Origin of the sequence: Polaromonas eurypsychrophila, assembly GCF_014641715.1 — a bacterium.
GTDB lineage: Bacteria > Pseudomonadota > Gammaproteobacteria > Burkholderiales > Burkholderiaceae_C > Polaromonas > Polaromonas eurypsychrophila.
Genome location: NZ_BMIG01000013.1, coordinates 100,917 through 122,914 on the forward strand (window position 1 = coordinate 100,917; position 21,998 = coordinate 122,914).

25 protein-coding genes are annotated in these 21,998 nt (G+C 61.3%); 19 read left to right on the forward strand and 6 right to left on the reverse strand.

What is annotated here, in order from left to right; translation table 11 throughout:
- Positions 1–89 precede the first annotated feature (89 nt).
- The 16 genes from ahpC to hemP all read left to right on the forward strand — a co-directional run bounded on the left by ahpC (position 90) and on the right by hemP (position 13,672).
- Positions 90–653, forward strand: a complete 564-nt coding sequence (gene ahpC / locus IEX16_RS15980) for an alkyl hydroperoxide reductase subunit C (protein WP_188709480.1) — start codon at positions 90–92, stop codon at positions 651–653.
- Positions 654–916: 263 nt separating this feature from the next.
- Entirely contained in the window at positions 917–2,485 is a 1,569-nt protein-coding gene (gene ahpF / locus IEX16_RS15985) for an alkyl hydroperoxide reductase subunit F (RefSeq protein ID WP_188709481.1), read from the forward strand.
- A gap of 163 nt (positions 2,486–2,648) precedes the next feature.
- Complete coding sequence (gene bfr, locus IEX16_RS15990; RefSeq protein WP_188709482.1) at positions 2,649–3,125, forward strand: bacterioferritin; 477 nt, start codon at positions 2,649–2,651, stop codon at positions 3,123–3,125.
- A 217-nt stretch (positions 3,126–3,342) separates the two neighbouring features.
- A complete protein-coding gene (locus IEX16_RS15995) occupies positions 3,343–3,717 on the forward strand; it encodes a PepSY-associated TM helix domain-containing protein (protein ID WP_229676390.1) in 375 nt (124 codons plus the stop codon).
- Between the two features lie 195 nt (positions 3,718–3,912).
- Positions 3,913–4,209, forward strand: a complete 297-nt coding sequence (locus IEX16_RS16000) for a FeoA family protein (protein WP_188709483.1) — start codon at positions 3,913–3,915, stop codon at positions 4,207–4,209.
- A gap of 109 nt (positions 4,210–4,318) precedes the next feature.
- Entirely contained in the window at positions 4,319–6,253 is a 1,935-nt protein-coding gene (gene feoB / locus IEX16_RS16005) for a ferrous iron transport protein B (protein WP_188709484.1), read from the forward strand.
- Positions 6,253–6,510, forward strand: a complete 258-nt coding sequence (locus IEX16_RS16010) for a hypothetical protein (protein ID WP_188709485.1) — start codon at positions 6,253–6,255, stop codon at positions 6,508–6,510. Before feoB ends, IEX16_RS16010 begins: the two co-directional genes overlap by 1 nt.
- Positions 6,511–7,030: 520 nt before the next feature.
- Positions 7,031–9,226, forward strand: a complete 2,196-nt coding sequence (locus IEX16_RS16015; protein ID WP_229676391.1) for a TonB-dependent receptor — start codon at positions 7,031–7,033, stop codon at positions 9,224–9,226.
- A gap of 15 nt (positions 9,227–9,241) precedes the next feature.
- Positions 9,242–9,931: a Fe2+-dependent dioxygenase gene (locus tag IEX16_RS16020; RefSeq protein WP_188709486.1), complete on the forward strand. Its 690-nt coding sequence runs from the start codon at positions 9,242–9,244 to the stop codon at positions 9,929–9,931.
- A gap of 56 nt (positions 9,932–9,987) precedes the next feature.
- Positions 9,988–10,269 carry a PepSY domain-containing protein gene (locus IEX16_RS16025; RefSeq protein ID WP_188709487.1) on the forward strand — a complete coding sequence of 94 codons (282 nt, stop codon included), beginning with the start codon at positions 9,988–9,990 and terminating at the stop codon, positions 10,267–10,269.
- The gene (locus IEX16_RS16030) at positions 10,266–10,844 is read left to right on the forward strand and encodes a cytochrome b/b6 domain-containing protein (protein WP_229676392.1); all 579 of its coding nucleotides are present in this window, start codon (positions 10,266–10,268) and stop codon (positions 10,842–10,844) included. The genes IEX16_RS16025 and IEX16_RS16030 overlap by 4 nt, the downstream gene beginning before the upstream one ends.
- 189 nt (positions 10,845–11,033) lie before the next feature.
- On the forward strand, positions 11,034–11,294 hold the full coding sequence (locus IEX16_RS16035) for a (2Fe-2S)-binding protein (protein ID WP_188709488.1): 261 nt from the start codon (positions 11,034–11,036) through the stop codon (positions 11,292–11,294).
- A gap of 151 nt (positions 11,295–11,445) precedes the next feature.
- Positions 11,446–12,108, forward strand: coding sequence for an energy transducer TonB (locus tag IEX16_RS16040; RefSeq protein ID WP_229676393.1), 663 nt, complete (start codon positions 11,446–11,448; stop codon positions 12,106–12,108).
- A 6-nt stretch (positions 12,109–12,114) separates the two neighbouring features.
- Positions 12,115–12,828, forward strand: coding sequence for a MotA/TolQ/ExbB proton channel family protein (locus IEX16_RS16045; protein ID WP_188709490.1), 714 nt, complete (start codon positions 12,115–12,117; stop codon positions 12,826–12,828).
- Between the two features lie 24 nt (positions 12,829–12,852).
- Entirely contained in the window at positions 12,853–13,266 is a 414-nt protein-coding gene (locus tag IEX16_RS16050) for an ExbD/TolR family protein (RefSeq protein ID WP_188709491.1), read from the forward strand.
- A gap of 187 nt (positions 13,267–13,453) precedes the next feature.
- Positions 13,454–13,672 carry a hemin uptake protein HemP gene (gene hemP / locus IEX16_RS16055; RefSeq protein WP_188709492.1) on the forward strand — a complete coding sequence of 73 codons (219 nt, stop codon included), beginning with the start codon at positions 13,454–13,456 and terminating at the stop codon, positions 13,670–13,672.
- Between the two features lie 251 nt (positions 13,673–13,923).
- Here hemP and IEX16_RS16060 read toward each other — a convergent pair whose 3' ends face one another.
- Positions 13,924–14,331, reverse strand: coding sequence for a GlcG/HbpS family heme-binding protein (locus IEX16_RS16060; protein WP_188709493.1), 408 nt, complete (start codon positions 14,329–14,331; stop codon positions 13,924–13,926).
- Between the two features lie 196 nt (positions 14,332–14,527).
- Between IEX16_RS16060 and IEX16_RS16065 the strand changes: the two genes are divergently transcribed.
- On the forward strand, positions 14,528–15,217 hold the full coding sequence (locus tag IEX16_RS16065; protein ID WP_188709494.1) for a Bax inhibitor-1/YccA family protein: 690 nt from the start codon (positions 14,528–14,530) through the stop codon (positions 15,215–15,217).
- Between the two features lie 64 nt (positions 15,218–15,281).
- Here the strand turns inward: IEX16_RS16065 and rlmD are convergent, their stop codons facing one another.
- A complete protein-coding gene (gene rlmD, locus IEX16_RS16070; protein ID WP_188709495.1) occupies positions 15,282–16,772 on the reverse strand; it encodes a 23S rRNA (uracil(1939)-C(5))-methyltransferase RlmD in 1,491 nt (496 codons plus the stop codon).
- A gap of 63 nt (positions 16,773–16,835) precedes the next feature.
- On the opposite strand from rlmD, the gene IEX16_RS16075 reads away from it, so the two are divergent.
- The gene (locus tag IEX16_RS16075) at positions 16,836–17,264 is read left to right on the forward strand and encodes a VOC family protein (RefSeq protein ID WP_188709496.1); all 429 of its coding nucleotides are present in this window, start codon (positions 16,836–16,838) and stop codon (positions 17,262–17,264) included.
- Between the two features lie 108 nt (positions 17,265–17,372).
- On the opposite strand, the gene IEX16_RS16080 is transcribed toward IEX16_RS16075, so the two are convergent.
- The 3 genes from IEX16_RS16080 to surE form a co-directional block, all read right to left on the reverse strand.
- Positions 17,373–18,155, reverse strand: coding sequence for a peptidoglycan DD-metalloendopeptidase family protein (locus tag IEX16_RS16080; protein ID WP_188709508.1), 783 nt, complete (start codon positions 18,153–18,155; stop codon positions 17,373–17,375).
- Between the two features lie 222 nt (positions 18,156–18,377).
- Positions 18,378–19,241 (reverse strand): protein-L-isoaspartate(D-aspartate) O-methyltransferase, encoded by an 864-nt coding sequence (locus tag IEX16_RS16085; protein WP_188709497.1) that lies wholly within the window; start codon positions 19,239–19,241, stop codon positions 18,378–18,380.
- Positions 19,238–20,044 carry a 5'/3'-nucleotidase SurE gene (surE, locus tag IEX16_RS16090; protein ID WP_188709498.1) on the reverse strand — a complete coding sequence of 269 codons (807 nt, stop codon included), beginning with the start codon at positions 20,042–20,044 and terminating at the stop codon, positions 19,238–19,240. The genes IEX16_RS16085 and surE overlap by 4 nt, the downstream gene beginning before the upstream one ends.
- Positions 20,045–20,150: 106 nt before the next feature.
- On the opposite strand from surE, the gene IEX16_RS16095 reads away from it, so the two are divergent.
- On the forward strand, positions 20,151–21,125 hold the full coding sequence (locus tag IEX16_RS16095) for an NADPH:quinone oxidoreductase family protein (RefSeq protein WP_188709499.1): 975 nt from the start codon (positions 20,151–20,153) through the stop codon (positions 21,123–21,125).
- A 372-nt stretch (positions 21,126–21,497) separates the two neighbouring features.
- Here the strand turns inward: IEX16_RS16095 and IEX16_RS16100 are convergent.
- Positions 21,498–21,998, reverse strand: a 501-nt coding sequence (locus IEX16_RS16100; RefSeq protein WP_188709500.1) for an IS3 family transposase, incomplete at its 5' end; no start/stop codon positions are given.

Consider the following 21,998-nt stretch of genomic DNA (forward strand, 5'->3'; position numbering starts at 1 on the left):
ATAAATTGAATTGATTGAATTAATCAATGCGAGGGCTTAGACTACTCCGGAGTGTCAATTTTTTATTTATCAATAGAGGAAACCCGCAAATGTCCGTCATCAATACCGAAATCAAGCCTTTCAAAGCCAGCGCCTACAAAAATGGCAAGTTCATCGAAGTGTCCGACGCCGACGTCAAAGGCAAATGGTCGGTGTTTTTCTTCTACCCTGCCGACTTCACCTTTGTCTGCCCGACCGAACTGGGCGACGTGGCTGACCACTACGACGAGTTCCAGAAAATGGGCGTGGAAATCTATTCCGTGTCTACCGACACGCATTTCACGCACAAGGCTTGGCACGACAGCTCGGAAACCATCGGCAAGATCCAGTACACGATGATTGGCGATCCGACCGGCACCCTCACCCGCAACTTCGATAACATGCGCGAAGCCGAAGGCCTGGCCGACCGTGGCACCTTCATCGTTGATCCGCAGGGCATCATCCAGGCCGTCGAAGTAACCGCCGAAGGCATTGGCCGCAACGCCTTTGGGCTGCTGCGCAAGGTCAAGGCCGCGCAGTACGTTGCTGCCCACCCCGGTGAAGTCTGCCCCGCCAAGTGGGAAGAAGGCAAGGCAACCTTGAAGCCTTCGTTCGACCTCGTCGGCAAGATCTAAGGAAGCGCTGAATAGCTCCTTGCGGATGTGCGGCAGCCGGATCGGGATGGGATGCAAGGCGGATTTCGCAGTCAATAGTTGACTATTGGCAAGAAATCCAACGCCGCAGACCGCCCGAGCCAGGATGATCGCGCGCCGCAGGGGACTTGTTCAACGCTTCCCCAACTTCGCCGTCCAAGCCCGGGCGATGCACACCTCTGTGTGTGCCCCGGGTTTTTTTGTTCCCTGTTGACACGATATTGAATTTGAGAAGTGAGTCCACCATGCTCGACGCCGACACCAAAGCCCAACTGAAGACCTACCTCGACCGCGCCACGCAGCCGATAGAGATCGTCGCCTCGCTCGACGACGGCAAGGCGTCTGCCGAGCTGCTGTCGCTGCTCAAGGACGTGGCTGAATCGTCGCCGCTGGTCACGCTGACTGAAAGCCGCGACGACCCGAACCGCAAACCCTCGTTTTCCATCAACCGTCCGGGCGAAAACCACGGCCCGCGTTTTGCCGGCCTGCCCATGGGCCATGAATTCACTTCGCTGATTCTGGCGCTGCTGCAGATCGGCGGCTACCCGCCTAAGGTCGAACAAGCCGTGCTGGATCAGATCCGCGCGCTGGACCGCGACCTTGAGTTCGAAATTTATGTCTCGCTGACCTGCCACAACTGCCCTGACGTGGTCCAGGCGCTGAACCTGATGGCGGTGCAGAACCCGCGCATACGCGCCACCATGATCGAAGGCGGGACCTTCCAGGATGAGGTCAAGGAGCGCCAGATCATGGCGGTGCCCACGGTTTTTCTCAATGGCACCGAATTCGGCCAGGGCCGCATGAGCCTGGAGGAAATCCTCGCCAAGATCGACACCAGCGGCGTAGCACGCGAAGCCAAAAAGATTGATGCCAAGGACCCCTTCGATGTGCTTATCGTCGGCGGTGGCCCAGCTGGCGCTGCCGCGGCGGTGTATGCCGCGCGCAAGGGCATACGCACCGGCGTCGCTTCCGAGCGTTTCGGCGGCCAGGTGCTGGACACCCTGGGCATCGAGAACTTCATCTCGATCAAGGAAACCGAAGGTCCGAAGTTCGCCCATGCGCTGGAAGAACACGTGCGCAATTACGACGTGGACATCATGAACCTGCAACGCGCGAAGGCGCTAATCCCCAACACCGGGGCGGGCAAAGACATGATCGAGATCCAGCTTGAAAGCGGTGCCACGCTCAAAAGCAAATCGGTGATTATTTCGACCGGCGCGCGCTGGCGCAACATCAATGTGCCCGGCGAACAGGCCTTCAAGAACAAGGGCGTGGCCTACTGCCCGCACTGCGACGGCCCGTTGTTCAAGGGTAAACGCGTGGCGGTGATCGGCGGCGGCAACTCTGGCGTCGAGGCGGCGATTGACCTGGCTGGCATCGTTGGCCATGTGACGCTGATCGAGTTCGACACCGCGTTGCGCGCCGATGCGGTGCTGCAGCGCAAACTGATGAGTCTGAAAAACGTCGAGGTGTTCACCAACGCGCAGACCACCGAGATCACCGGCGACCAGAAGGTCAACGGCCTGGTCTACAAGGACCGCACCAGCGGCGAGCTCAAGACCGTGCCGCTCGAAGGCGTGTTCATCCAGATCGGCCTGGTGCCCAACACCGACTGGCTTCAGGGGGTGGTTGAGCTGTCCAAACACGGCGAGATCATCGTCGATGCGCGTGGTCAGACTTCGGTGCCCGGTGTGTTCGCAGCGGGCGACGCCACCACCGTTCCGTTCAAGCAGATCATCATCGCGGCCGGCGACGGCGCCAAGGCCGCGCTCGGCGCGTTCGACCACCTGATCCGCAGCACCGCCCCCGCCTGATCGCCAGCGCCTGCGCTGCGCCAGACCCGGCGCAGCGGGGGCTGTAATGCGAACAGCTATGACACTCACACTCGAGCAAACCGCGTGCGTGTGGGCATGCTTGAGTTGAAGCTGCAGCCGGGAGACAATGCGCCATTGACACACAACAATCAAGGGAAATGCCATGAAAGGCGACGCACAAGTCATCACACACCTGCAGGCCCAGCTCAAGAACGAGCTGACCGCCATCAACCAGTACTTCCTGCACTACCGCATGTACAAGCACTGGGGCCTGGACAAGCTGGCCAAGAAGGAATACGAGGAGTCCATCGGCGAGATGAAACACGCCGACAAGTTGATGGACCGCATCTTCATGCTCGACGGCCTGCCCAATCTCCAGGACCTGGGCAAGCTGATGATTGGTGAGGACGTGCCGGAAGCGCTAGCCTGCGACCTGAAGGCCGAAACCGGCGCTCAGGCGACCATCAAGGCCGGCATGGCGCATTGCGAATCCGTGCGTGACTATGTCTCACGTGACTTGCTGCAGGGCATCCTGGACGATACCGAGGAACACATCGACTTCCTGGAAACACAGATTGAGCTGGTCGGCAAAGTCGGCCTGCAAAACTACCTGCAAAGCCAGATGGGCGAGCTGAGCTGAGCTGACTGAGTGACTGAGTGAGTGACTGAGTGACTGACTGACCACAAATCACGCCACATTAAAAGCCGGCTGCGCTTTCGCAAACCGGCTTTTTTCATGTCCACGGCCGGCAGGTGAAACCGCCAAGCGTGTCGGTTTTTCGTTTCAGGCAGGCAGATCGAAGATTTAATGAGAGTACTAACCCGGCCACCGGGCAGCCGCTGACCGTTGCACGCTGGTGGCCAGCGTCAGCGGCATCGCCACGCACAAACGCATCCTCGCCGACTTTTACACCTTCCGGCCCAAGAACAACCAGAGCAGCTGGCTGGATGCGCACAACGCGGTCGCCGTGCTGGCCCTGCCTTACCACCTGATGATCACCTCACCCCGGGATCGTCACCCTGATGTTCATGTACGTGCCCTGGGCGCCACAGGTGGCCTACGAGGGAGACCGGCAAATCTTTTTGCCGAGGTGTTTACGGCCAACGCACGGGACCGGCAGGCTGCGGGCCGGCCACCGCCGCTGGCGCCGATTGCACCTCTGGTCGCGCAGGCCAGCGCTCACTGGGGTCTGGTGTACTTACGGCGGGTGCGATGGTGCTCATCGGCGTGACGTGCCGCTGGCAATCGCAGCCAGCGTCATCATAGTGCTCACTGCCGTGATCGCCCTGCTGTCTCCCCTGGCAGCCTTACAGCACCGCGTGCCCGATCTTTACCGGATGTTGACCCGGTAGCTGCGACCTTCATCTACAATGCAAATAGCAATGATTCTCATAAAGAATTAGACCCCAAGCTATCTGCCCAAACTATGACCTCTGCCGCGATAACAACCCGTCTTGCCCTATCACCCGATACCCTGCTGCTTACCGCTTTGGCGCCGAACCGGGTGACCACCATCGTCGGCCTGACAGCAGCACAGGGCGAAAATAACAGCTCGGGTTTGCTGCAGCGGCTGGCCGAGCTCGGCTTCATGGCCGGCGAAACCATCAGCGTTTTGCGGCGCGGTCCGGGCGGACGCGAACCGATTGCGGTTCAGGTCGGCGACACCGTGTTTGCGCTGCGCCGCCATGAGGCGAGCTGCATCCAGGTGAAGGCGCTGACATGAGCCCCCACCCAAGGGACCCCGGCCAAGCCGGGGATCAGCCGAAGGCGAATGTCAGCAGGGCGTCGACCCCTTTTCGGCGCTTGATCAGTAGTTCATGGAAGGCGACGGCATGAGCCCTGCCCTGCCGCGCATCGCCCTGGTCGGCAACCCGAACTGCGGCAAAACCGCGCTGTTCAACCTGCTGACCGGCGCGCGCCAGAAAGTCGCCAACTACGCCGGCGTGACCGTCGAACGCAAGGAAGGCCGCACCCGCCTGCCCGACGGCCGCGAACTGGCCGTGATGGACCTGCCGGGCGCCTACAGCCTGAATCCGGCCACGGCCGACGAAGCCGTCACGCATGACGTGGTGATGGGCCTGCGCGAGGGCGAAAGCCGTCCCGACGGCATCATCGCGGTGGTCGACGCCACCAACCTGCGCATGAACCTGCGCCTGGTGCTGCAATTGCGCGCGCTGGGCGGGCCCATGGTGCTGGCACTGAACATGATGGACGTGGCGCGCGCGCGCGGCCTGCAGATTGACATACCCCGGCTGTCGACAGAACTGGGCATGCCGGTGATTGAAACCGTGGCGGTTCACAACCCCTGGTTTGCGGCCTGGCGTGGCAAAGGCGGTGCTAGCGGGCGCGAAGCGCTGCTGCAGGCCGCGCAAAAAGCCCTCTACATCGAAAGTTTTGAGGATTTTGTGCCTCCAGCCCCTGTCCCACCTTCGCAAGCAGCTATCAAAGAAGTAGCAGGTGAAGCGTCGGCCACGGCTGCACTGCAAGCGCAAGTACGGGCCATCCTGGCCGCAGCCGTGCCCAATGCGGGCCAGGTCAAGCGTTTCAACCACCGCATCGACGCGCTGGTGATGCACCCCTTTGCCGGCCTGCTGCTGCTGGGCACGGTGCTGTTCCTGATCTTCCAGGCGGTGTTTGCCTGGGCCAATCTGCCGATGGACGTTATCAAGGATGGTGTCGCCTGGAGCGGCACCATGATCCAGGACAACATGGCGCCCGGCCTGCTGCAAAGCCTGCTGGTCGACGGCATCGTCGCCGGCGTCGGCGGCGTGCTGGTCTTCCTGCCGCAGATTGTGATCCTGTTCTTCTTCATCCTGCTACTGGAAGACTCGGGCTACCTGCCGCGTGCCGCCTTCCTGCTCGACAACGTCATGGGCAAGGTCGGCTTGTCGGGCCGCGCCTTCATCCCGCTGCTGTCGAGTTTTGCCTGCGCGATTCCCGGCATCATGGCCACCCGCACCATTCCGCACTGGCGCGACCGGCTGGCGACCATCATGATCGCCCCACTGATGACCTGTTCGGCCCGGCTGCCGCTGTATGCGCTGCTGATAGGCGCGTTCATTCCGGATCGCAGTGTCGGGTTCTTCAACCTGCAGGGCCTGACGCTGTTTGCGCTGTACCTGCTGGGCATCGTGTCGGCCATGGCCGTGGCCTGGGTCTTCAAACGTACCTGGGCCAAAAGCAGCTACCAGCCGCTGATGCTGGAACTGCCGCCCTATCGCCTGCCCAACGTCCGGAACCTGCTGCTAGGCCTGTGGCAACGCGTGGAGATTTTCCTGCACCGCGTCGGCGGCATCATTTTTGCGCTGATGGTGTTGTTGTGGTTTCTCTCGACCTTCCCCGGCCCGCCCGAGGGCGCAACCGGCGCGGCGATCCAGTACAGCTTTGCCGGCATGATAGGCAAGGCCCTCGAAGTCGTGTTCGCACCGATTGGCTTCAACTGGCAGATCTCGATCGCGCTGGTGCCCGGCATGGCGGCGCGCGAAGTCGCGGTCGGCGCGCTCGGCACGGTGTATTCGCTGTCGGCCGCCGGTGACGACGCGGCTGTTGCCCTGACCCCGCTGATCGCGCAGAGTTGGTCGCTGGCCACCGCCTATTCCTTGCTGGCCTGGTATGTGTTTGCGCCGCAGTGCATTTCGACGCTGGCGGTGGTCAAGCGCGAGACCAACTCCTGGCGCTACCCGCTGCTGATGGCCGCCTATCTGTTTGCGCTGGCCTATGCCGCCTCCTTTGTCACCTACCGTGCCGTGCTGGCACTTACCGCATGATGCCCACGCCGCTCGAAGCCCTGCTGGTTTACGCCGTGGTCCTGCTGTGCGCGCTGTATTGCCTGTGGATGTTTCTGCCGGCGTTCCTGAAACGTCGCGCCGTGCAGGGCCTCATGCGCGTTTCGCCGCGACTGGCCCTGTCAAGCCGCCTGCAGAAACTGGCGCAGGATCCCGGCGGCTGCCGCTCCGGCTGCACCAACTGCGGCAGCGCAAAGCCGCGACGGGAACATAAGATCCAGCTGTTCCGCCGGCGCTAGCGCTGTGAGGCGTCAAGAAGTTCGGAGCCAGCCCTTGTACAGCTTGAACAAGCAGCTATCTTTTCAATAGCAATCCTCCCGCACCTTTGTTTTCCCCCAACCGGAGGCGCACGCTATGACCGTCCGACTACACCTGACCTGTTGCACCGTCGCCCCCGTCTGCGCTTGCTGCCAGGGTGAGTCGCTGGTGGCGGAATACCCGGCTTACCCCTCGTCTAACTGCGACGCGCAGTACCTGGCACTGGGCGGCTTCGCCTTTTTGCAACATAGGCAGCAAAAATAGTTAGTGCGAATCATTATCATTTAATATAATTCAACACCAGCCACACCTTGGACCCCTGCGGCCACTCGGTATAGCCATCCTAATCACCTCCGGGTCGTTGCCGTCACAAGGCAGGCCCGCTGCTTGGAGGCCACCTTGGCACACCCTTCCGTTCCAGCATCAGGCTCAGTCCGAAACAAGAAATCCCGCAGGTCCGGCTTCGTCACCAACAGCCGCCACACAACAGCAAGCTCGGAAATGGCGATGCTGCCACTGGGCGCACTGATGCTCGCGGCTTCTGTCAGCGGCTGGGCACAAAGCAGTGCAGCGCCTGGTGCCGAGCAAACGCTGAAAACGGTCACCGTGACCGAAACAGTGGAAAACAAGGACACCCTGCAGACCAAAAAAACCAGCATCGGCAAGGGAACGCAGGACATTCGCGACATCCCGCAATCGATCAGCGTCATGACCGAGAAGCTCATCGATGACCGCAAGCTCGACACCCTGAAGGATGCGCTTCACCACACGGCAGGCATCACCTTCGCCGCCACCGAAAACGGAACCGACCAGGACATCCGGTTGCGCGGTTTTCCAGTCGCCACCGTGGGGGACCTGCTGATCGACGGCATGCGGGACCCGTCGCAATACGACCGGGACACCTTCAACTACGACCGCATCGAGATCCTGCGCGGCTCGGCATCGATGTTGTTCGGCCGGGGATCCACCGGCGGCGTCATCAACCAGGTGACCAAGCAGCCCCAGCTGCTGGACCAAAACGATTTTGAGACCACCATTGGCTCACGCGGATACGTGCGCACCACGGCCGATTTCAACCTCAGAACCGGCGAAGACGCGGCATTGCGCCTGAACGTCATGGCGAACAAGGCTGACAACGGCGGCGCAAATATCGACAAATATGGCATAGCCCCCACCTATCGCTGGGGCATCGGCAGCCGCGATGAGTTCAGCGTCGGTCTGTTTCACCTGAATGTGGACAACGTCCCGCAGTCCAGCATGCGTTACGTCGATGGCAATGTTCCCAACGTCCGGGCAGGCAACTTTTATGGCACCCAAAGCGACTACCTTCTGGGCCAGGCCACCCACGGCACCGCGAAACACACCCATCGTTTTGCCGAGGGCGGCGAACTCCGCAGCCAGGTTCGCAGCGGCGTATTCGACCGGGCGCAATGGGGTACCAATGCGGCGTTTGCGGCCGCTCCGCTGAACCCCGCTACCGTCACCGGGGCCAATCTCGGGCCCTCAACGGTGTTGCAGCGGCAAGGCCTGACGCCGCGCAAGGACCGGTTCAATGGCACCTATTTCCAGAGCGATTACTCCAACGAGGTGACCTGGCTGGGAATGAAGCACCAGATACTGACAGGTGTCGACGCCGCCAGCGAGCGGGCTAACCGCTATCTGGCCAACAACGGCATCGGTGCCAACTTCAACAAGGGCAACACAACCATCGGCACCCCCAACGATGGGCGTACGCTGGCCGTCGCACCGGTTTATCGCGATTCCAGCAATTACACCGCCTCGTCGATGGGTGCGTATGTCCAGGACCTGGTCCAGGTTGCCCCGCACTGGAAACTACTGGGTGGCGTGCGTTATGACAAGTTCAAGGGCGACTTCAACAACCTCGTTTATGCCGCAGCGACCGGCAACACGCTGACCCGCACTGACAACGCCCAGATGTCCATCGGGGCCTTCAGTTACCGCAGCGGTGTGTTGTACCAACCCACCCCTTCCGCCTCATTCCACTTTTCCTATGGCACCTCGTTCAACACCAACGCGGACACTTACCAGTACACGACCCAGCAAACTGCGAACACGCCGCCAGAAAAAAGCCGCAACATCGAACTCGGCGCCAAACTCGATTGGCTGGACGGCAAGCTGTCCACGCGCGCAGCCTTGTTCCGTACCGAGAAATCCAACGAACGCACCACCGATGCCGACTTTGCCGGGACGGCTTTTCTGTTGTCCGGCAAACGGCACACGGCCGGCATTGAGCTTGATGTGGTGGGCCGCCTGACACCGCAATGGGAAGTCTACTTTTCATATGCCTACACACCGATAGCCAAAATTGACGCGGCCGGCAGCAACGCAGCAGCCCAGGCCACGGTTGGACAGCGCGTGGGCCTCACACCCAAGCACAGCGGCAGCGCATGGGTCAGTTATCAGGCCACGCCGAAGTTCCGCGTGGCCGGCGGTGTCAACGGCAGCAGCGAAAATTTCGCCCTGGCCGGCACCAGCGGCGCGGCGCAGCTGACCGCCCGCGCCGCCAGTTACCTGGTGGCCGATGCCATGGCGGAATACAAGTTCACTCAGGACACCTACATGCAGTTCAATGTGACAAACATCGGCAGCAAGATTTACGGCGACCAGTTGTACCCGGGCTTTGTGATAACCGGCGCACCCCGCACCGTCAAAATGACCGTCGGCACGCGTTTCTGATTCTGCTCTTCCCGCATGCTTCTCCACCTTCCAGATATCCTCAAACCCGCCGAGATCCAGCAGGCGCGCGAGATACTTGCCCGCGCCCCCTGGGGCAGTGGGCGCATCACGGCCGGAGAGCAGTCGGCGCAAGCCAAGCACAACGAACAGTTGCCCGAAACCAGCCCGGAAACGCGCGAGCTGCAGACCCTGGTCCTGGCAGGGCTGGAGCGTCACGCGGTTTTTTTCTCCGCCACACTTCCGAAACAGATCTCGCCGCCCCTCTTCAATCGCTACGGAGGCACGACCAACCACTTCGGCAACCATGTGGACAGCGCCGTGCGCTATCTGCGTAATGGTGCGGGACGCGTGCGCACCGACATTTCCTGCACGCTTTTTTTATCGGCCCTGGAAGACTATGACGGCGGTGAGCTGGTGATTGAAAATACCGGCGGCCAGCAACAACGTGTCAAGTTGCCGGCTGGCCATATGGTGATTTATCCCGGCACAAGCGTGCACCGGGTTGACCCGGTCACGCGCGGCCATCGCCTGGCGAGTTTTTTCTGGATCCAGAGCATGGTGCGCAGCAGCGAGCATAGGCAACTGCTGTTTGACATGGATGCGCATCTGATCCGCCTGCGCAGCACGATTGGTGAAACCGATGCTTCCGTGATCGGATTGACGGGCACGTATCACAACTTGCTGCGCACCTGGCTGGACGTTTGACGCCCGCCCGACTTACGCCTGAAACTGCTCATCCTCCCTATGAAAAGGACACTCTAATGAAACAAGCCTTCTTCTTTTCCGTGGTCCTGCTCTGCGTGGGTGCTTCCGGCACCGCCCGCGCCCATGGTGACTTCCGTTGTGAGGTGCCCAAAGTCGAATGGAAATCGCAAATGGATCTGCAGCGCAAACTCACTGCGGAGGGCTGGAAAGTTCGCCAGGTTAAAACCGACAATGGTTGTTATGAGGTCTACGGCTTTGATGCGAAAGGCCAGCGCACGGAGACTTACTTCAATCCCAAGACGTTTGAAAAAGTGGGCGAGATGAAGCAGCCTTCTTGAGCCGCTCTCACGCCAGAATGCCCGGATTGGCCGCACCCATCAAGGTCTGGGACAGGGCGGTTCGCCTGCTGCACTGGCTGCTTGTGGTCGCAGTGGTGGTGGCCTGGACCAGCACGCTCGGACTGGGATTTTCCCGGGCGCATGAAGCCGCTGGGTACATCTCTCTCGGCGTCGTGGCCATCCGTGTGATCTGGGGATTTTGCGGCAGCCCCTACGCACGCTTCTCGCAGTTCGTCCGAAGCCGGCATGAAGTCTTGCACTATGCAGGGCAACTCTGCGAAGGCAAGGAACGCCGCTATGTCGGCCACAACCCCCTTGGGGGCTGGATGGTCCTGCTCTTGCTCAGCCTCATCGCCAGTCTCGGCCTGACCGGGTGGCTGTACACGACAGACTACTTTTGGGGCAGGGCCTGGCTCGATATGCTGCACCACGCCCTCGCATGGGCACTCCTGGTCCTTGTGGCGCTCCACCTGGCCGGTGTGGCGTTTACCAGCCTGCGCCACCGGGAAAGTCTCATCGCAGCCATGTTAAGCGGACGCAAACCCGCACCCGACCCCGGCGACAGCGTTTTATGAGCCGGCCTCCGGGCGAACAGATTCCACTGCTTCGAATGCGATGACCCGGCGGCGCGGCCCTGGAACCGTTGCGCCGGGCGACCGCCGGTTGATATCCTCTTTTTCCACAAGGCTATCGATACTTATTGCAAATGCGACAGATTCGCATTTATAATCACATCAACGAATCACCAACCAGCAAGCCAATCCATGATCGTTTGTGTCTGCCGCCGAATCTCCGACCGCGAAATTGCCCGCCACGCCCATGCCGGTCTGGGTTTCGACGAGATCCAGTTCGAACTGGGCATCGCCATCCAGTGTGGCCAGTGCGAGGGTTGCGCGCGTGACGTTGTCGCGCAATGCAACGGTATCTGCCCGACCGCAAACATCCATCAGCGCGCCATTCACTCTCCAGAAGGCAGCCCATGGAATCCTCCCTCACCTTATTTGCAACTCTCGCCGGCAGCCTGATCCTCGCGGTCAGCCCGCTCTGGTGGATTTTTCGCCCTTGACCGGTCTAGCCGGCATCCGCTGCGCTATTGCGACTGCATCCACTTGAGTCAGTACAGGCCCTAAACTCCTGATGAACGCCCCAGCCCTTTCGAATCTTTCCCTTGCCACTGTGCGCAAACCCCTGAACCGCAACCTCGTGATTGCCATCAGCGTGGTCGTCTTCCATGTGGCGGTGCTGTGGGCGATGCAAAACGGCCTGCTGCGCAGAGCGGCTGAAATCGTGGTGCCAGCGGCGATCCTGACCCGCATTATCGAGATCGCGCCACCCAAGGTCGCACCACCACCTCCCCCACCCCCAAAGCCCAAGCCGGCACCGAAGGCACCAAGGCCGCCGCCCATGCCGGTGGCTGTGCGTGAGCCAATGCCGACTCCGGCGCCAAATGCACCCTCCGGCGTGGTCGAGCCGCAGCCGCCGGCCCCGCCGACTCCTGTACCTGCACCGCCAGCGCCCGCGCCGCCGACACCACCCGCGCCGCCGCGCCTGGTCGAAGTGACCCAGGGCGAGACCGAATACATCCGGTCGCCGCGTGTGATCTACCCGTCGCTGAGCAAGCGCAACGGCGAGGCCGGCGTGGTGGTCATTGCCGTGTATTACAGCGCCGCCGGCCGTGCCGTGCGCGGCAGCGTCTTCAAGTCCAGCGGCTTCGAGCGCCTGGACCGCGCTGCCTACGAGGCGGTGATGGCCTCGCAAGTGACCCCTTTCCGCCGCGCCGGTACCGATGCCAACACCGAGTACCTGCTCAAGGCCCCGATTAATTTTGTTCTGGAGTAAGCAGTTATGAATTCACAATTTGGTTTGATGAGCGTCTGGACGCAGGGCGACTTCGTCACCAGGGCGGTCGCCGTCCTGTTGATCGGCATGTCGCTGGCCTCCTGGATCGTCATCATCATCAAGACGCTGGACCTGCTGAAGTACAAGAAGGTCGCCAACAGCGCCGAGGACTTCTGGCACAGCGAGGATTTTTCCGCCGGCCTGGCCAAACTCGGTAGCGACCCGACCAATCCCTTCCGCCAGCTCGCCATCGAGGGCCGCGAGGCCACCGCCCACCACCGGAACACCAAGGCGCACCTGCATGACGCGCTGGACGTGAGCGACTGGGTCACGCGCAGCCTGCGCAACACCATGGACGAGTTCACCTCGCGCCTGCAGTCGGGCCTGGCTATTCTTGCTTCGGTCGGCTCCACCGCCCCCTTCATCGGCCTGTTCGGCACGGTCTGGGGCATTTACCACGCGCTGCTGGCCATCGGTACCGCCGGCCAGGCAACCATCGACAAGGTGGCCGGCCCGATTGGTGAGTCGCTGATCATGACGGCCCTGGGCCTGGCGGTGGCGATTCCGGCCGTGCTCGGTTACAACGCGCTGGTGCGCGGCAACAAGGGCGTGCTGCAAAAGATGAGCCGCTTTGCGCATGACCTGCACGCCTACTTTGTCACCGGTGCCCGTGTCAGCAACGGCAACCCGGCCAAAGTCCTGCCGATGAAAAAAGCCTGACACCGAAACTGAACGGGAAACACCATGGCCTTTGGAACACAGGACGACACCGACGATGTCATGAACGAGATCAACATGACGCCCCTGGTGGACGTGATGCTGGTTTTGCTGATCATCTTCATCATCACCGTGCCGGTGATGAAACACTCGGTCAATATTGATCTGCCGCGCGCCACCAACGAGGCGCAGGACGCCAAGCCCGAGACCATGCGCCTGACGGTGGATGCCCAGGGCTCCTACTACATCAACGAGGCGCCGATAGACGACAAGGAACTGGCGCCGCGCATGCAGATAGCCGCTGCGCAGAACCCGCAGCCCGAGTTGCACATCCGCGGCGACAAGGCCGTGCGTTATGAACGTGTAGCCCAGGCGATGGCGACAGCCCAGGTGTCCGGCCTGCGCAAGATCGGTTTCATCACTGAACCGGACACACCCTGAACCCCCTGCGCTGCCTCACCGGCGTAACGCCTGGCACCGCGAGGTGGCCAGGCGTTTTCAGTTCCGGTTGGCGTGACGTACAGACGGCAATTCACTGAAAAAGATAACAAAAAAACACCGTCTGATGATTGACTTTTAATTGAGAATCATTATCATTACGATACTGATCGATAAACAGGTAACCACTATGTCCTTCGCTCTTCACGCTACAACCCTGAGCCTGCCCTCCCGCCCCGCCCGCCAGGCGGAGCTGTCCGTGCCCGCCGCGCCAGAACGCAGCGAGTCCGGCAGTTCGCTGGAAAGCACCGAGATCCTGCGCGGTCAGAAAGCCGTGGCGATCAGGCACAACGGCCTGACTTACCGCCTGCAGGCCACCCGCCTGGGCAAGCTGATCCTGACCAAATAGGCAGCGCCGCACACAACCAGTTTCATCGTGGGGCGATCCGAGGCTTGAAAAAGCCTCCCAGGTCGTTTTTGCCAGCCAGACAGGGGCCTTCGTGCCCATGCATTAGCCAGGCTTTTTTTCCCCGACAGAAGACCGCCGACGTAAAAAAGCCGACCTCAAGTCGGCTTTTTTACGTCGAATCTGGCTTCAGCCCTTTCCCCACATACGCCAGTAGCTATTAATTAAATAGCAGCAGCGCTGCGCCAAGCCGTTTACAGCCCGATGGCCGCCATGCCGGCACGCGCAATCTGCGCATCTTCGCTGGACTTCACGCCACTGACGCCGACCGCACCCAGGCATTGGCCGTCCTTCATGATGGGCACGCCGCCTTCGAGCAGGCCCTTGAGCTCAGGCGCGCTCAGGAAGGAAATGCGGCCACCGTTGATCATCTCTTCATAGATCCGGCTTTCACGTCGACCAAGCGCCGCGGTGTTGGCCTTGGCTGGTGCGATGTGGGCCGAGATCGGTGCCGCGCCATCCAGGCGCTGCAGATGCAGCAAGTGGCCGCCGTCATCAACCACGGCAATCGTCACCGCCCAGTTGTTCTTGAGGGCTTCGGCCGTCGCGGCTGCCGCAATGGCCTGCACATCGGCGAACTCCAGCGTTGGTTTGGTTTTCATGTCTGTTCCAGGTGTTTGTTGAGCCAAGCACCAAGCATACGCAAGTTTTGCGCGCTCCCGCCACGCCATTGCACGCATCAAAACCTGTAGAACCCTGACAAAAAGTAGGCAGTTCAAAGGGGCATTGCTTGAAAATTCATGTGGGGCCCCTAAAATAAAAGTACCTGCATATGCAGGTCTCTGATGGAGATGACTCATGAATGACAATGTTCAAACACTTGACCATGGCTACGTTGGCTCAGCCGAGCAACGCAACCGGGTTTTGCGCAACACCTACTGGCTACTCGCACTGAGCATGTTGCCAACCGTGCTCGGCGCCTGGGTCGGCGTTGCCACGGGCATCACCGCCTCGCTGACAGGTGGTCTGGGCCTGATCGTGTTTCTGGGCGGCGCCTTCGGCTTCCTGTACGCCATCGAGAAAACCAAAAACTCCGCGGCCGGCGTACCGGTGTTGCTGGCCTTCACCTTCTTCATGGGCCTGATGCTCTCGCGCATGATCGGCATGATTCTGGGCTTTCGCAACGGTTCCGAGCTGATCATGACCGCCATGGGCGGCACAGCCGGCGTGTTCTTCGTGATGGCCACGCTGGCCAGCGTGATCAAGCGGGATCTGTCGGGCATGGGCAAGTGGCTGTTTGTCGGCGCCATGGTTGTCATGGTGGGCGGCATCATCAATGTGTTTGTCGGTTCCACCGCCGGTATGCTGGCCCTGTCTGTGGCGGTGATCGGCATTTTCAGCGCCTACATGCTCTATGACCTGAAGCAGATTCTGGATGGCGGCGAGACCAACTACATCAGCGCGACGATGCGCCTGTACCTGGACATCTTCAATGTGTTCCAGGCCCTGCTGGCTCTGCTGGGCATCATGGGCGGTGAAAAAGACTGATCCGATTTACTCCGGATTGAAACAAGGGGGCCTCCGGCCCCCTTGTTCTTTTTCTTTCCGCTTTTCAGTCCCGATTCAGGTCAAAAACGGCAATCGATTCGACATGCGCCGTGTGCGGAAACATGTTGACCACGCCGGCTGCCGTGCAGCGGTAACCCGCATCATTGACCAGCACACCCGCGTCCCGCGCCAGCGTGGCGGGATTGCAGCTCACATACACAATGCGCACAGGCGGCGTCCAGTCACCGAGCTGCAGGTTTTGCTGCCCACCCGCATCGTCACAGGGCACACCGGTAAGCGCCTGCTGATGCAGCGCCGCCAGCGATTTGAACAGCTCGAACGCGCCTTCGCGCGGCGGGTCAACCAGCCATTTTTCGGCTGCGCCGTCCTGCACCAGCATGCCCGGTGTCATCTCGAAGAGGTTGCGCGCTACAAATTTTGTAGCTGCCAGCGCTCGTCCGCCGTGGGCTGGCACCCGATTTGATGCATAATTTTCGCGCGAGCGGGCAACCAAGGCCTCGCTGCCCTCGATGCCCAGCACCTCGCGCGCCCGGGTGGCCAGCGGCAAGGTGAAATTGCCCAGGCCGCAGAACCAGTCAATCACGCGTTCATGGGTTTGCACGTCCAGCAGGCGCAAAGCACGCGAGACCAGCACCTGGTTGATCTGCGGGTTGACCTGGGTGAAGTCGGTCGGGCGAAACGGCATGGTGATGCCGTAAGCCGGCAGCGCGTAGGCCAGCTGCTGTGCTGGATCGCTCACCTGATCGAGCAGCGTTACGGTGTCCGGCCCGCCCGACTGCAGCCACCACTGCAGGCCAGGATTCGCCGTCGCAAAGGCGCGCAGCTTTGCGAGATCGCCATCGGACAGCGGCTCCATGTGGCGCAGCACCAGCGCGGTGGTGGCATCGCCGCAGGCCAGCTCAATCTGCGGCAGGGTTTCCTTCGCGTCCATCGCGCCTATCAGCACGCGCAGTGGCAGCAGCAAGTCGCTCACATGCCGGGGCAACACATGGCATTCGCGGATGTCAGCCACATAGCCGCTTTTGCGTTCATGAAAACCGACCAGCACCTCGCCCTTCTTGCGCACAAAACGCACCGACAGCCGCGCGCGGTAGCGGTAATTCCAAGCCGGCCCCTCGATCGGACGCATGATGTTTCCGGCCTTGAGCTTGCCCAGGTGCCAGAGGTTGTCTTCCAGCACACGCTGCTTGACCGCCACCTGCGCAGCGACATGCAGGTGTTGCATCTTGCAACCGCCACAGGCGCCGGTGTGCAGCCCGAAATGCGGACACTGCGGCCGCACACGCTGGGAGGACTCGCGCAGCACCGCCATCAGCGTGGCTTTTTCAAACGTCGGTTTCTTGCGGTAAACGCTGGCACTGACGCGTTCGAACGGCAGCGCGCCGTCGATGAACACCACCTTACCGTCTTCGCGATGCGCTATGCCTTGGGCCTCGATGTCGAGCGACTCGACGTTCAGCAGGTCGGGCGGGTAGTCCACGGGGGGCGTAGCGGGTGCGGGGTGTTTTGTTTTGTTCTGTTGTCGTCTGGCCATCCCCCATTGTCTCAGGGTGAGATAGCATTTCCGGATTACCGAAGCCGCAACAAGGAATCCGTCATGGAACTGCGCATCTGCATTGACGTGGACGACATGGAACGCGCCATCGCGTTCTACACCGAAGGACTCGGCCTCCGATGCGGCCGGCGCTTCCAGAACGCCTTCACCGAAATCCTGGGCGCCAGCAGCCCGATTGATTTGCTGCTGAATGCGGCCGGCACCCGGCCCGTCCCCGGCAGCGAGGAAAACCGCAGCTACCAGCGCCACTGGACGCCGGTGCACCTGGATTTTGTGGTTGACGACATCGACGCCGCGGTGACGCGCCTGGTGGCTCATGGTGCGGTGCTCGAGATGCCGGTGAATCACCGCGCCTGGGGCCGCATTGCTGGTCTGGCCGACCCCTTCGGCCACGGGATCGACCTTCTGCAGTTCAGCGGCCGCGGTTATGACGTATTGCTGCAGCCCGCACAATCGCTATCAAATCAATAGCTACCGATGCTTGCCGGACATGGGCTGGAGGCCGATTGCCCTTCAACAAGTGCGGGCGCCCATAAAAAAAAGCCCTGCATGCAGGGCTTTTCCGGAACCTGCGCCGGATTATTTGGCTGGCAGGTACTTCGCCGGATCCACCGGCTTGCCCTGGCGGCGGATTTCAAAGTGCAGCTTCACGCGGTCCGCATCGCTGTTGCCCATCTCGGCAATTTTCTGACCCTTGCGCACCGACTGGTCTTCCTTGACCAGCAGGGTCTGGTTGTGCGCGTAGGCGCTCAGGAAAGTGTTGTTATGTTTGAGGATGATCAGGTTGCCGTAGCCGCGCAGGCCGGCACCGGCATACACCACGCGGCCGTCGGCTGAAGCCATCACGGTATCGCCGGCCTTGCCCGCAATGTCCAATCCCTTGTTTTTGGCTTCGTCGAAACCCGCCAGCACGGCACCCTGTGCCGGCCAGATCCAGGCCAGGTCCTCATCGCCGCCAGCGGCTGCGGGTGCCGCAGGTTTGGGCGCGCTGGCCGACTGCGCGGGAGCGCTGGCCGCCGGTGCAGGGCCGACAGGGGTGGCGGAGCCAGCGGTCACGGGGCGGGCCACAGCCACCGACTCTGGCGGAACCACGCGCAATACCTGGCCGACTTCGATCAGGTTGGGGTTTTCAAGGTTGCTCCAGCGGCCGATGTCGCGCCAGTTCTGGCCGGTGTCCAGGCCGATGCGGATCAGCGTGTCGCCGGGCTTAACGGTGTAATAACCAGGTTTGCCGGCGTTCTCAAAACCAGGCAGCGGCTTCACGCCTGCATCGACAGCCACGACTGGCGCGCGCGACATACCGGTGCCGCGGTCCTCAACAGGCGCGCGGTTAGGGCCACGCGGCGCACTGCAGGCCGCCATCAGCAGCGCGGCAGCGACGAGCAGGCAGCTCAGGGCCAGGCGAGCGGCGCCCTTGCCGGCGCGGGGCGCTTCAAGGGCCGTGGGAGAAAACGCTGCCATGGAAAGCCCTGCTTGTTGATTCATTGCTGTAGTCACCTTTTCCAAATGCTGTGTGTTGACACCGTGTGACGCCGAACGCCGACTTTGTTTCAGGATGCCCAGTGTGCGCTTTTGCCGCCCGGACTAAGATGTTCCCGATTTTAAAGGCACAAAGTGCACCGCTTCCAGAACCGTCTGGGTCACGCCCTGCGCGGTCTTGTCAAGCACCACCAGTGCCTGGGCACTGCCTGCGATATGCATAGGTGCGACCAGGCGGCCACCGACGGCGAGCTGCTCCACCCAGGCGGCCGGAATCGACTCGCCGCCGGCCGCCGCAATGATGGCCGCATACGGTGCGCCCTTGGCATAACCCACCATGCCGTCGCCGAACAGCAGATGCACGTTGGCCAGACGGAAGGCGCGCAGATTCTCGCGCGCTTTGTCATGCAGGCCGCGCAAACGCTCGATGCTGTAGACCTCGGTCGCCAACTCAGCCAGCACCGCCGCCTGGTAACCGCAGCCGGTGCCAATCTCCAGCACCCGGCCCAGCTTGCCGGCCGGGCTGCCCGCGCCCTGGCGCAGCAGTTCCAGCATGCGCGCTACCACGTTGGGCTTGGAAATCGTCTGGCCCAGACCGATGGGCAGGCTGGTGTCTTCGTAAGCCTGGTTCACCAGCGCGGTATCCACAAAACGGTGACGCTCCACATGGCCCATGGCGGCCAGCACCTGCGCATCGGAAATGCCCTGTGCCGCAAGTTTTTGCACCATGCGCGCGCGCACCGCACGCGAGTCCAGGCCGACGCCGCTGGGCAACGCAGTTCTGGCCGGTATTTTTTGATAAAAAGTGCCAGTAGCCCTTTCCGGATGGGCGCGACCAGCTATCTTTTTAGTAGCTGATGGAGTGCCCGCATCCAGTTCGAGGCGCACCGGGAAGCCAGGCCTTTTGGCAACCGCCTTGGCCGCTAGCGTGCCCGGAGCAGTCAAGGTCGGTTTGAGCGGCGGTTTCATGCGGCAAGCGTTGTGGCGGCACTGCCCTGTGTGAGTTTTGCCGCAGTCTGCGCCCAGTACGGGAGGCGCTCGTGGTCGGTCAGGTCCACTTGCAGCGGTGTGATGGCAACGAAGCCGTGTTTGGTGGCAAAAAAGTCGGTGCCCTCGCCCTCTTCCTTGGCCGGTCCCGCACCGCCTATCCAGTACATGGTTTCGCCGCGCGGGCTGGTTTGGGTGATCACGCGTTCGGCCGCATGGCGCCGACCGAGGCGGCAGACCTTGTAGCCCTGAAGCTGCTCGTCAGGCAGGTTGGGAATGTTCACATTGAGCAGCCAGGGCGCCACGGTGGGCAAGGCGCCTTCGGCAATTTTTTCGAGCGAGGGGATCAGTTGTTGCACCAGGTCGCGCGCGCGGCGGCCAGCGGCGTCAATGTGACCCCAGCCTTTTTCGGTCTGGGAAAATGCAATCGACGGAATGCCGAATAAATAACCTTCCATGGCCGCGCCAACCGTGCCCGAATAAATGGTGTCGTCACCCATGTTGGCGCCGTTGTTGATGCCGGACACCACCAGGTCGGGCCGATAGCCGAGCAGCCCGGTCAACGCAATATGCACGCAGTCGGCGGGCGTGCCGTTGATGTAACGAAAACCGTTGGCCGCCGTCTGCACGTACATCGGCGAATGCAGGGTCAGCGCATTGGATTTGGCGCTGTTGTTCTGCTCGGGTGCCACCACCTCCACGTCGGCGATGTCTTTCAGGGCCTCGAACAGGGCGATGATTCCGGAGGCCTGGTAGCCATCGTCGTTGCAGATCAGGATTTTCATGGCTTGATTTTAAGGTCTCAAGGGTGACAAACCGGAGCCACGCCGCGTCTATTTGGTCCCGCAACCTGCCTATGATGTCTCAACCCTGATTCCTACGGAGAACTCCATGCATGCCTGGCTTTGTGAAGACCCCACCGGCGTTGACGCCCTGACCTGGAAAGAGCTGCCCACACCCGAACCGAAAGCCGGAGAGGTGCGCATCGCCATCAAGGCGGCCAGCCTCAATTTCCCCGACCTGCTGATCGTGCAGAATAAGTACCAGATCAAACCGCCCCTGCCCTTTGTGCCCGGCTCCGAATATGCCGGTGTGGTCGAAGCCGTTGGCGACGGTGTCAAGCACCTGAAAGTCGGTCAGAACGTGGCCTGCCTGTCGGGCACCGGCGGCTTCGGCACGCACACCATCGCGCCGGCCGCGCTGTGCATTCCGCTGCCCGACAGTTTTCCGCATGTGGACGCAGCCGCCTTCATCATGATTTACGCCACTTCGCACCATGCGCTGGTGGACCGCGCACAACTCAAGGCCGGTGAAACCGTGCTGGTGCTGGGGGCCGCCGGCGGTGTCGGCACCTCGGCGATCCAGATCGCCAAGGCGCTGGGCGCGAAAGTCATCGCCGCCGCATCGACCGATGAAAAATGCGCACTGTGCAGGACCATAGGCGCCGACGCCACCATCAACTACAGCACAGAGAACCTGCGCGAAGCGATCAAGGCACTGACCGATGGCAAAGGTCCTGATGTGATTTACGACCCGGTGGGCGGCGAGTTTGCCGAACCGGCCTTCCGCTCCATCGCCTGGCGCGGCCGTTACCTGGTGGTGGGTTTTGCCTCGGGACCGATTCCCTCACTGCCGCTGAATCTGACCCTGCTCAAGGGCGCATCCATTGTCGGCGTGTTCTGGGGCGGCTTCGCCAAGAACGAGCCGAAAGCCAGCGCCGCCGCCCTGGCCGAGCTCGCGCAGTGGTATGCCCAGGGCAAGATCAAGCCAGTCATCGACCGCACCATGCCCATGGCCGAACTGAAGGCCGCCTATGCCTACATGGGTTCGCGCGGGGTCAAGGGAAAGCTGGTGATGGTTAACTGAGCAGCAACAGCCGCTCAAAGAAAAAGCCCCTGATTCAGGGGCTTTTTTGCTTGCATCGCTTGGGATCACGCGAGCGTTGAGGGCTTAAATACTGGGGTGGCTGATGGGAAGCCACTGCCCATATCTCACCCCAATATCCATGCGGGTTTCAAGAGGTTGTTACACGACTCTGCGTGACAAGCAGTGTATTAGTGGGGGCCTGATTTTCCAAGCTTTTTGGCCAACTAATTACGCAATCGCGCGAAGCCGAAGATGCATCGGACCTGCAGTTGTCCAACTAGCCTCGCCCTCAAGCAAATGCGGTAGACGACCGCTTGAATCGCCCCGGGTTTGAACTGACCCCTAGAAGTTGGCCGGTTGTGATTCCGCCAATCAGGCGGTGTTTCTCACCCGGTGTTCCACCGGGCTGAGCCCTTGCAATCCGAGCTTAATGCGCTCGTGGTTGTAGTAGCGGATGTAATCGTGCACGCCCGCTTCGAGTGCCGCGATTCCATCAAGCGTAGCAAGATAATAGTACTCGACCTTGAGGGTGCCGGAGAAGCTCTCTATCACCGCGTTGTCAAAGCAGTTCCCTCTGCGACTCATGCTTTGCCTGATGCCATGATGCGCAAGCATCGCTCGGTACGGCTGCATCTTGTAATGCCATCCTTGATCCGAATGCACAATCAGGTCACAGGTACATTCTGACCGGGCAATAGCTTCTCGAAGCGTGTCAGACACCAGGTCAAACACGGGCCGCTTGGCCATGCGGTACGCGATGATCTCACCGTTGTAGAGGTCAATGCAGGCCGACAGATAGAGCTTGTGCCCGTGCACGTTGAACTCGGTGACATCGGTCACCCACTTCTGATTCGGAGCCTTCGCGAAGAAGTC

Excerpts from the sequence above, each read along its gene's own strand:
- IEX16_RS16015 (WP_229676391.1), top strand. The coding sequence starts at position 7,031 with ATGGCGATGCTGCCACTGGGCGCACTGATGCTCGCGGCTTCTGTCAGC.
- IEX16_RS16080 (WP_188709508.1), bottom strand. The coding sequence starts at position 18,155 with ATGGCGGCCTGCAGTGCGCCGCGTGGCCCTAACCGCGCGCCTGTTGAG.
- feoB (WP_188709484.1), top strand. The coding sequence starts at position 4,319 with ATGAGCCCTGCCCTGCCGCGCATCGCCCTGGTCGGCAACCCGAACTGC.
- ahpF (WP_188709481.1), top strand. The coding sequence starts at position 917 with ATGCTCGACGCCGACACCAAAGCCCAACTGAAGACCTACCTCGACCGC.
- IEX16_RS16050 (WP_188709491.1), top strand. The coding sequence starts at position 12,853 with ATGGCCTTTGGAACACAGGACGACACCGACGATGTCATGAACGAGATC.
- IEX16_RS16025 (WP_188709487.1), top strand. The coding sequence starts at position 9,988 with ATGAAACAAGCCTTCTTCTTTTCCGTGGTCCTGCTCTGCGTGGGTGCT.
- ahpC (WP_188709480.1), top strand. The coding sequence starts at position 90 with ATGTCCGTCATCAATACCGAAATCAAGCCTTTCAAAGCCAGCGCCTAC.
- IEX16_RS16000 (WP_188709483.1), top strand. The coding sequence starts at position 3,913 with ATGACCTCTGCCGCGATAACAACCCGTCTTGCCCTATCACCCGATACC.
- IEX16_RS16075 (WP_188709496.1), top strand. The coding sequence starts at position 16,836 with ATGGAACTGCGCATCTGCATTGACGTGGACGACATGGAACGCGCCATC.
- IEX16_RS16035 (WP_188709488.1), top strand. The coding sequence starts at position 11,034 with ATGATCGTTTGTGTCTGCCGCCGAATCTCCGACCGCGAAATTGCCCGC.
- IEX16_RS16065 (WP_188709494.1), top strand. The coding sequence starts at position 14,528 with ATGAATGACAATGTTCAAACACTTGACCATGGCTACGTTGGCTCAGCC.
- hemP (WP_188709492.1), top strand. The coding sequence starts at position 13,454 with ATGTCCTTCGCTCTTCACGCTACAACCCTGAGCCTGCCCTCCCGCCCC.
- IEX16_RS16060 (WP_188709493.1), bottom strand. The coding sequence starts at position 14,331 with ATGAAAACCAAACCAACGCTGGAGTTCGCCGATGTGCAGGCCATTGCG.
- bfr (WP_188709482.1), top strand. The coding sequence starts at position 2,649 with ATGAAAGGCGACGCACAAGTCATCACACACCTGCAGGCCCAGCTCAAG.
- surE (WP_188709498.1), bottom strand. The coding sequence starts at position 20,044 with ATGAAAATCCTGATCTGCAACGACGATGGCTACCAGGCCTCCGGAATC.
- IEX16_RS16020 (WP_188709486.1), top strand. The coding sequence starts at position 9,242 with ATGCTTCTCCACCTTCCAGATATCCTCAAACCCGCCGAGATCCAGCAG.
- rlmD (WP_188709495.1), bottom strand. The coding sequence starts at position 16,772 with ATGGCCAGACGACAACAGAACAAAACAAAACACCCCGCACCCGCTACG.
- IEX16_RS16095 (WP_188709499.1), top strand. The coding sequence starts at position 20,151 with ATGCATGCCTGGCTTTGTGAAGACCCCACCGGCGTTGACGCCCTGACC.
- IEX16_RS16085 (WP_188709497.1), bottom strand. The coding sequence starts at position 19,241 with ATGAAACCGCCGCTCAAACCGACCTTGACTGCTCCGGGCACGCTAGCG.
- IEX16_RS16010 (WP_188709485.1), top strand. The coding sequence starts at position 6,253 with ATGCCCACGCCGCTCGAAGCCCTGCTGGTTTACGCCGTGGTCCTGCTG.
- IEX16_RS16045 (WP_188709490.1), top strand. The coding sequence starts at position 12,115 with ATGAATTCACAATTTGGTTTGATGAGCGTCTGGACGCAGGGCGACTTC.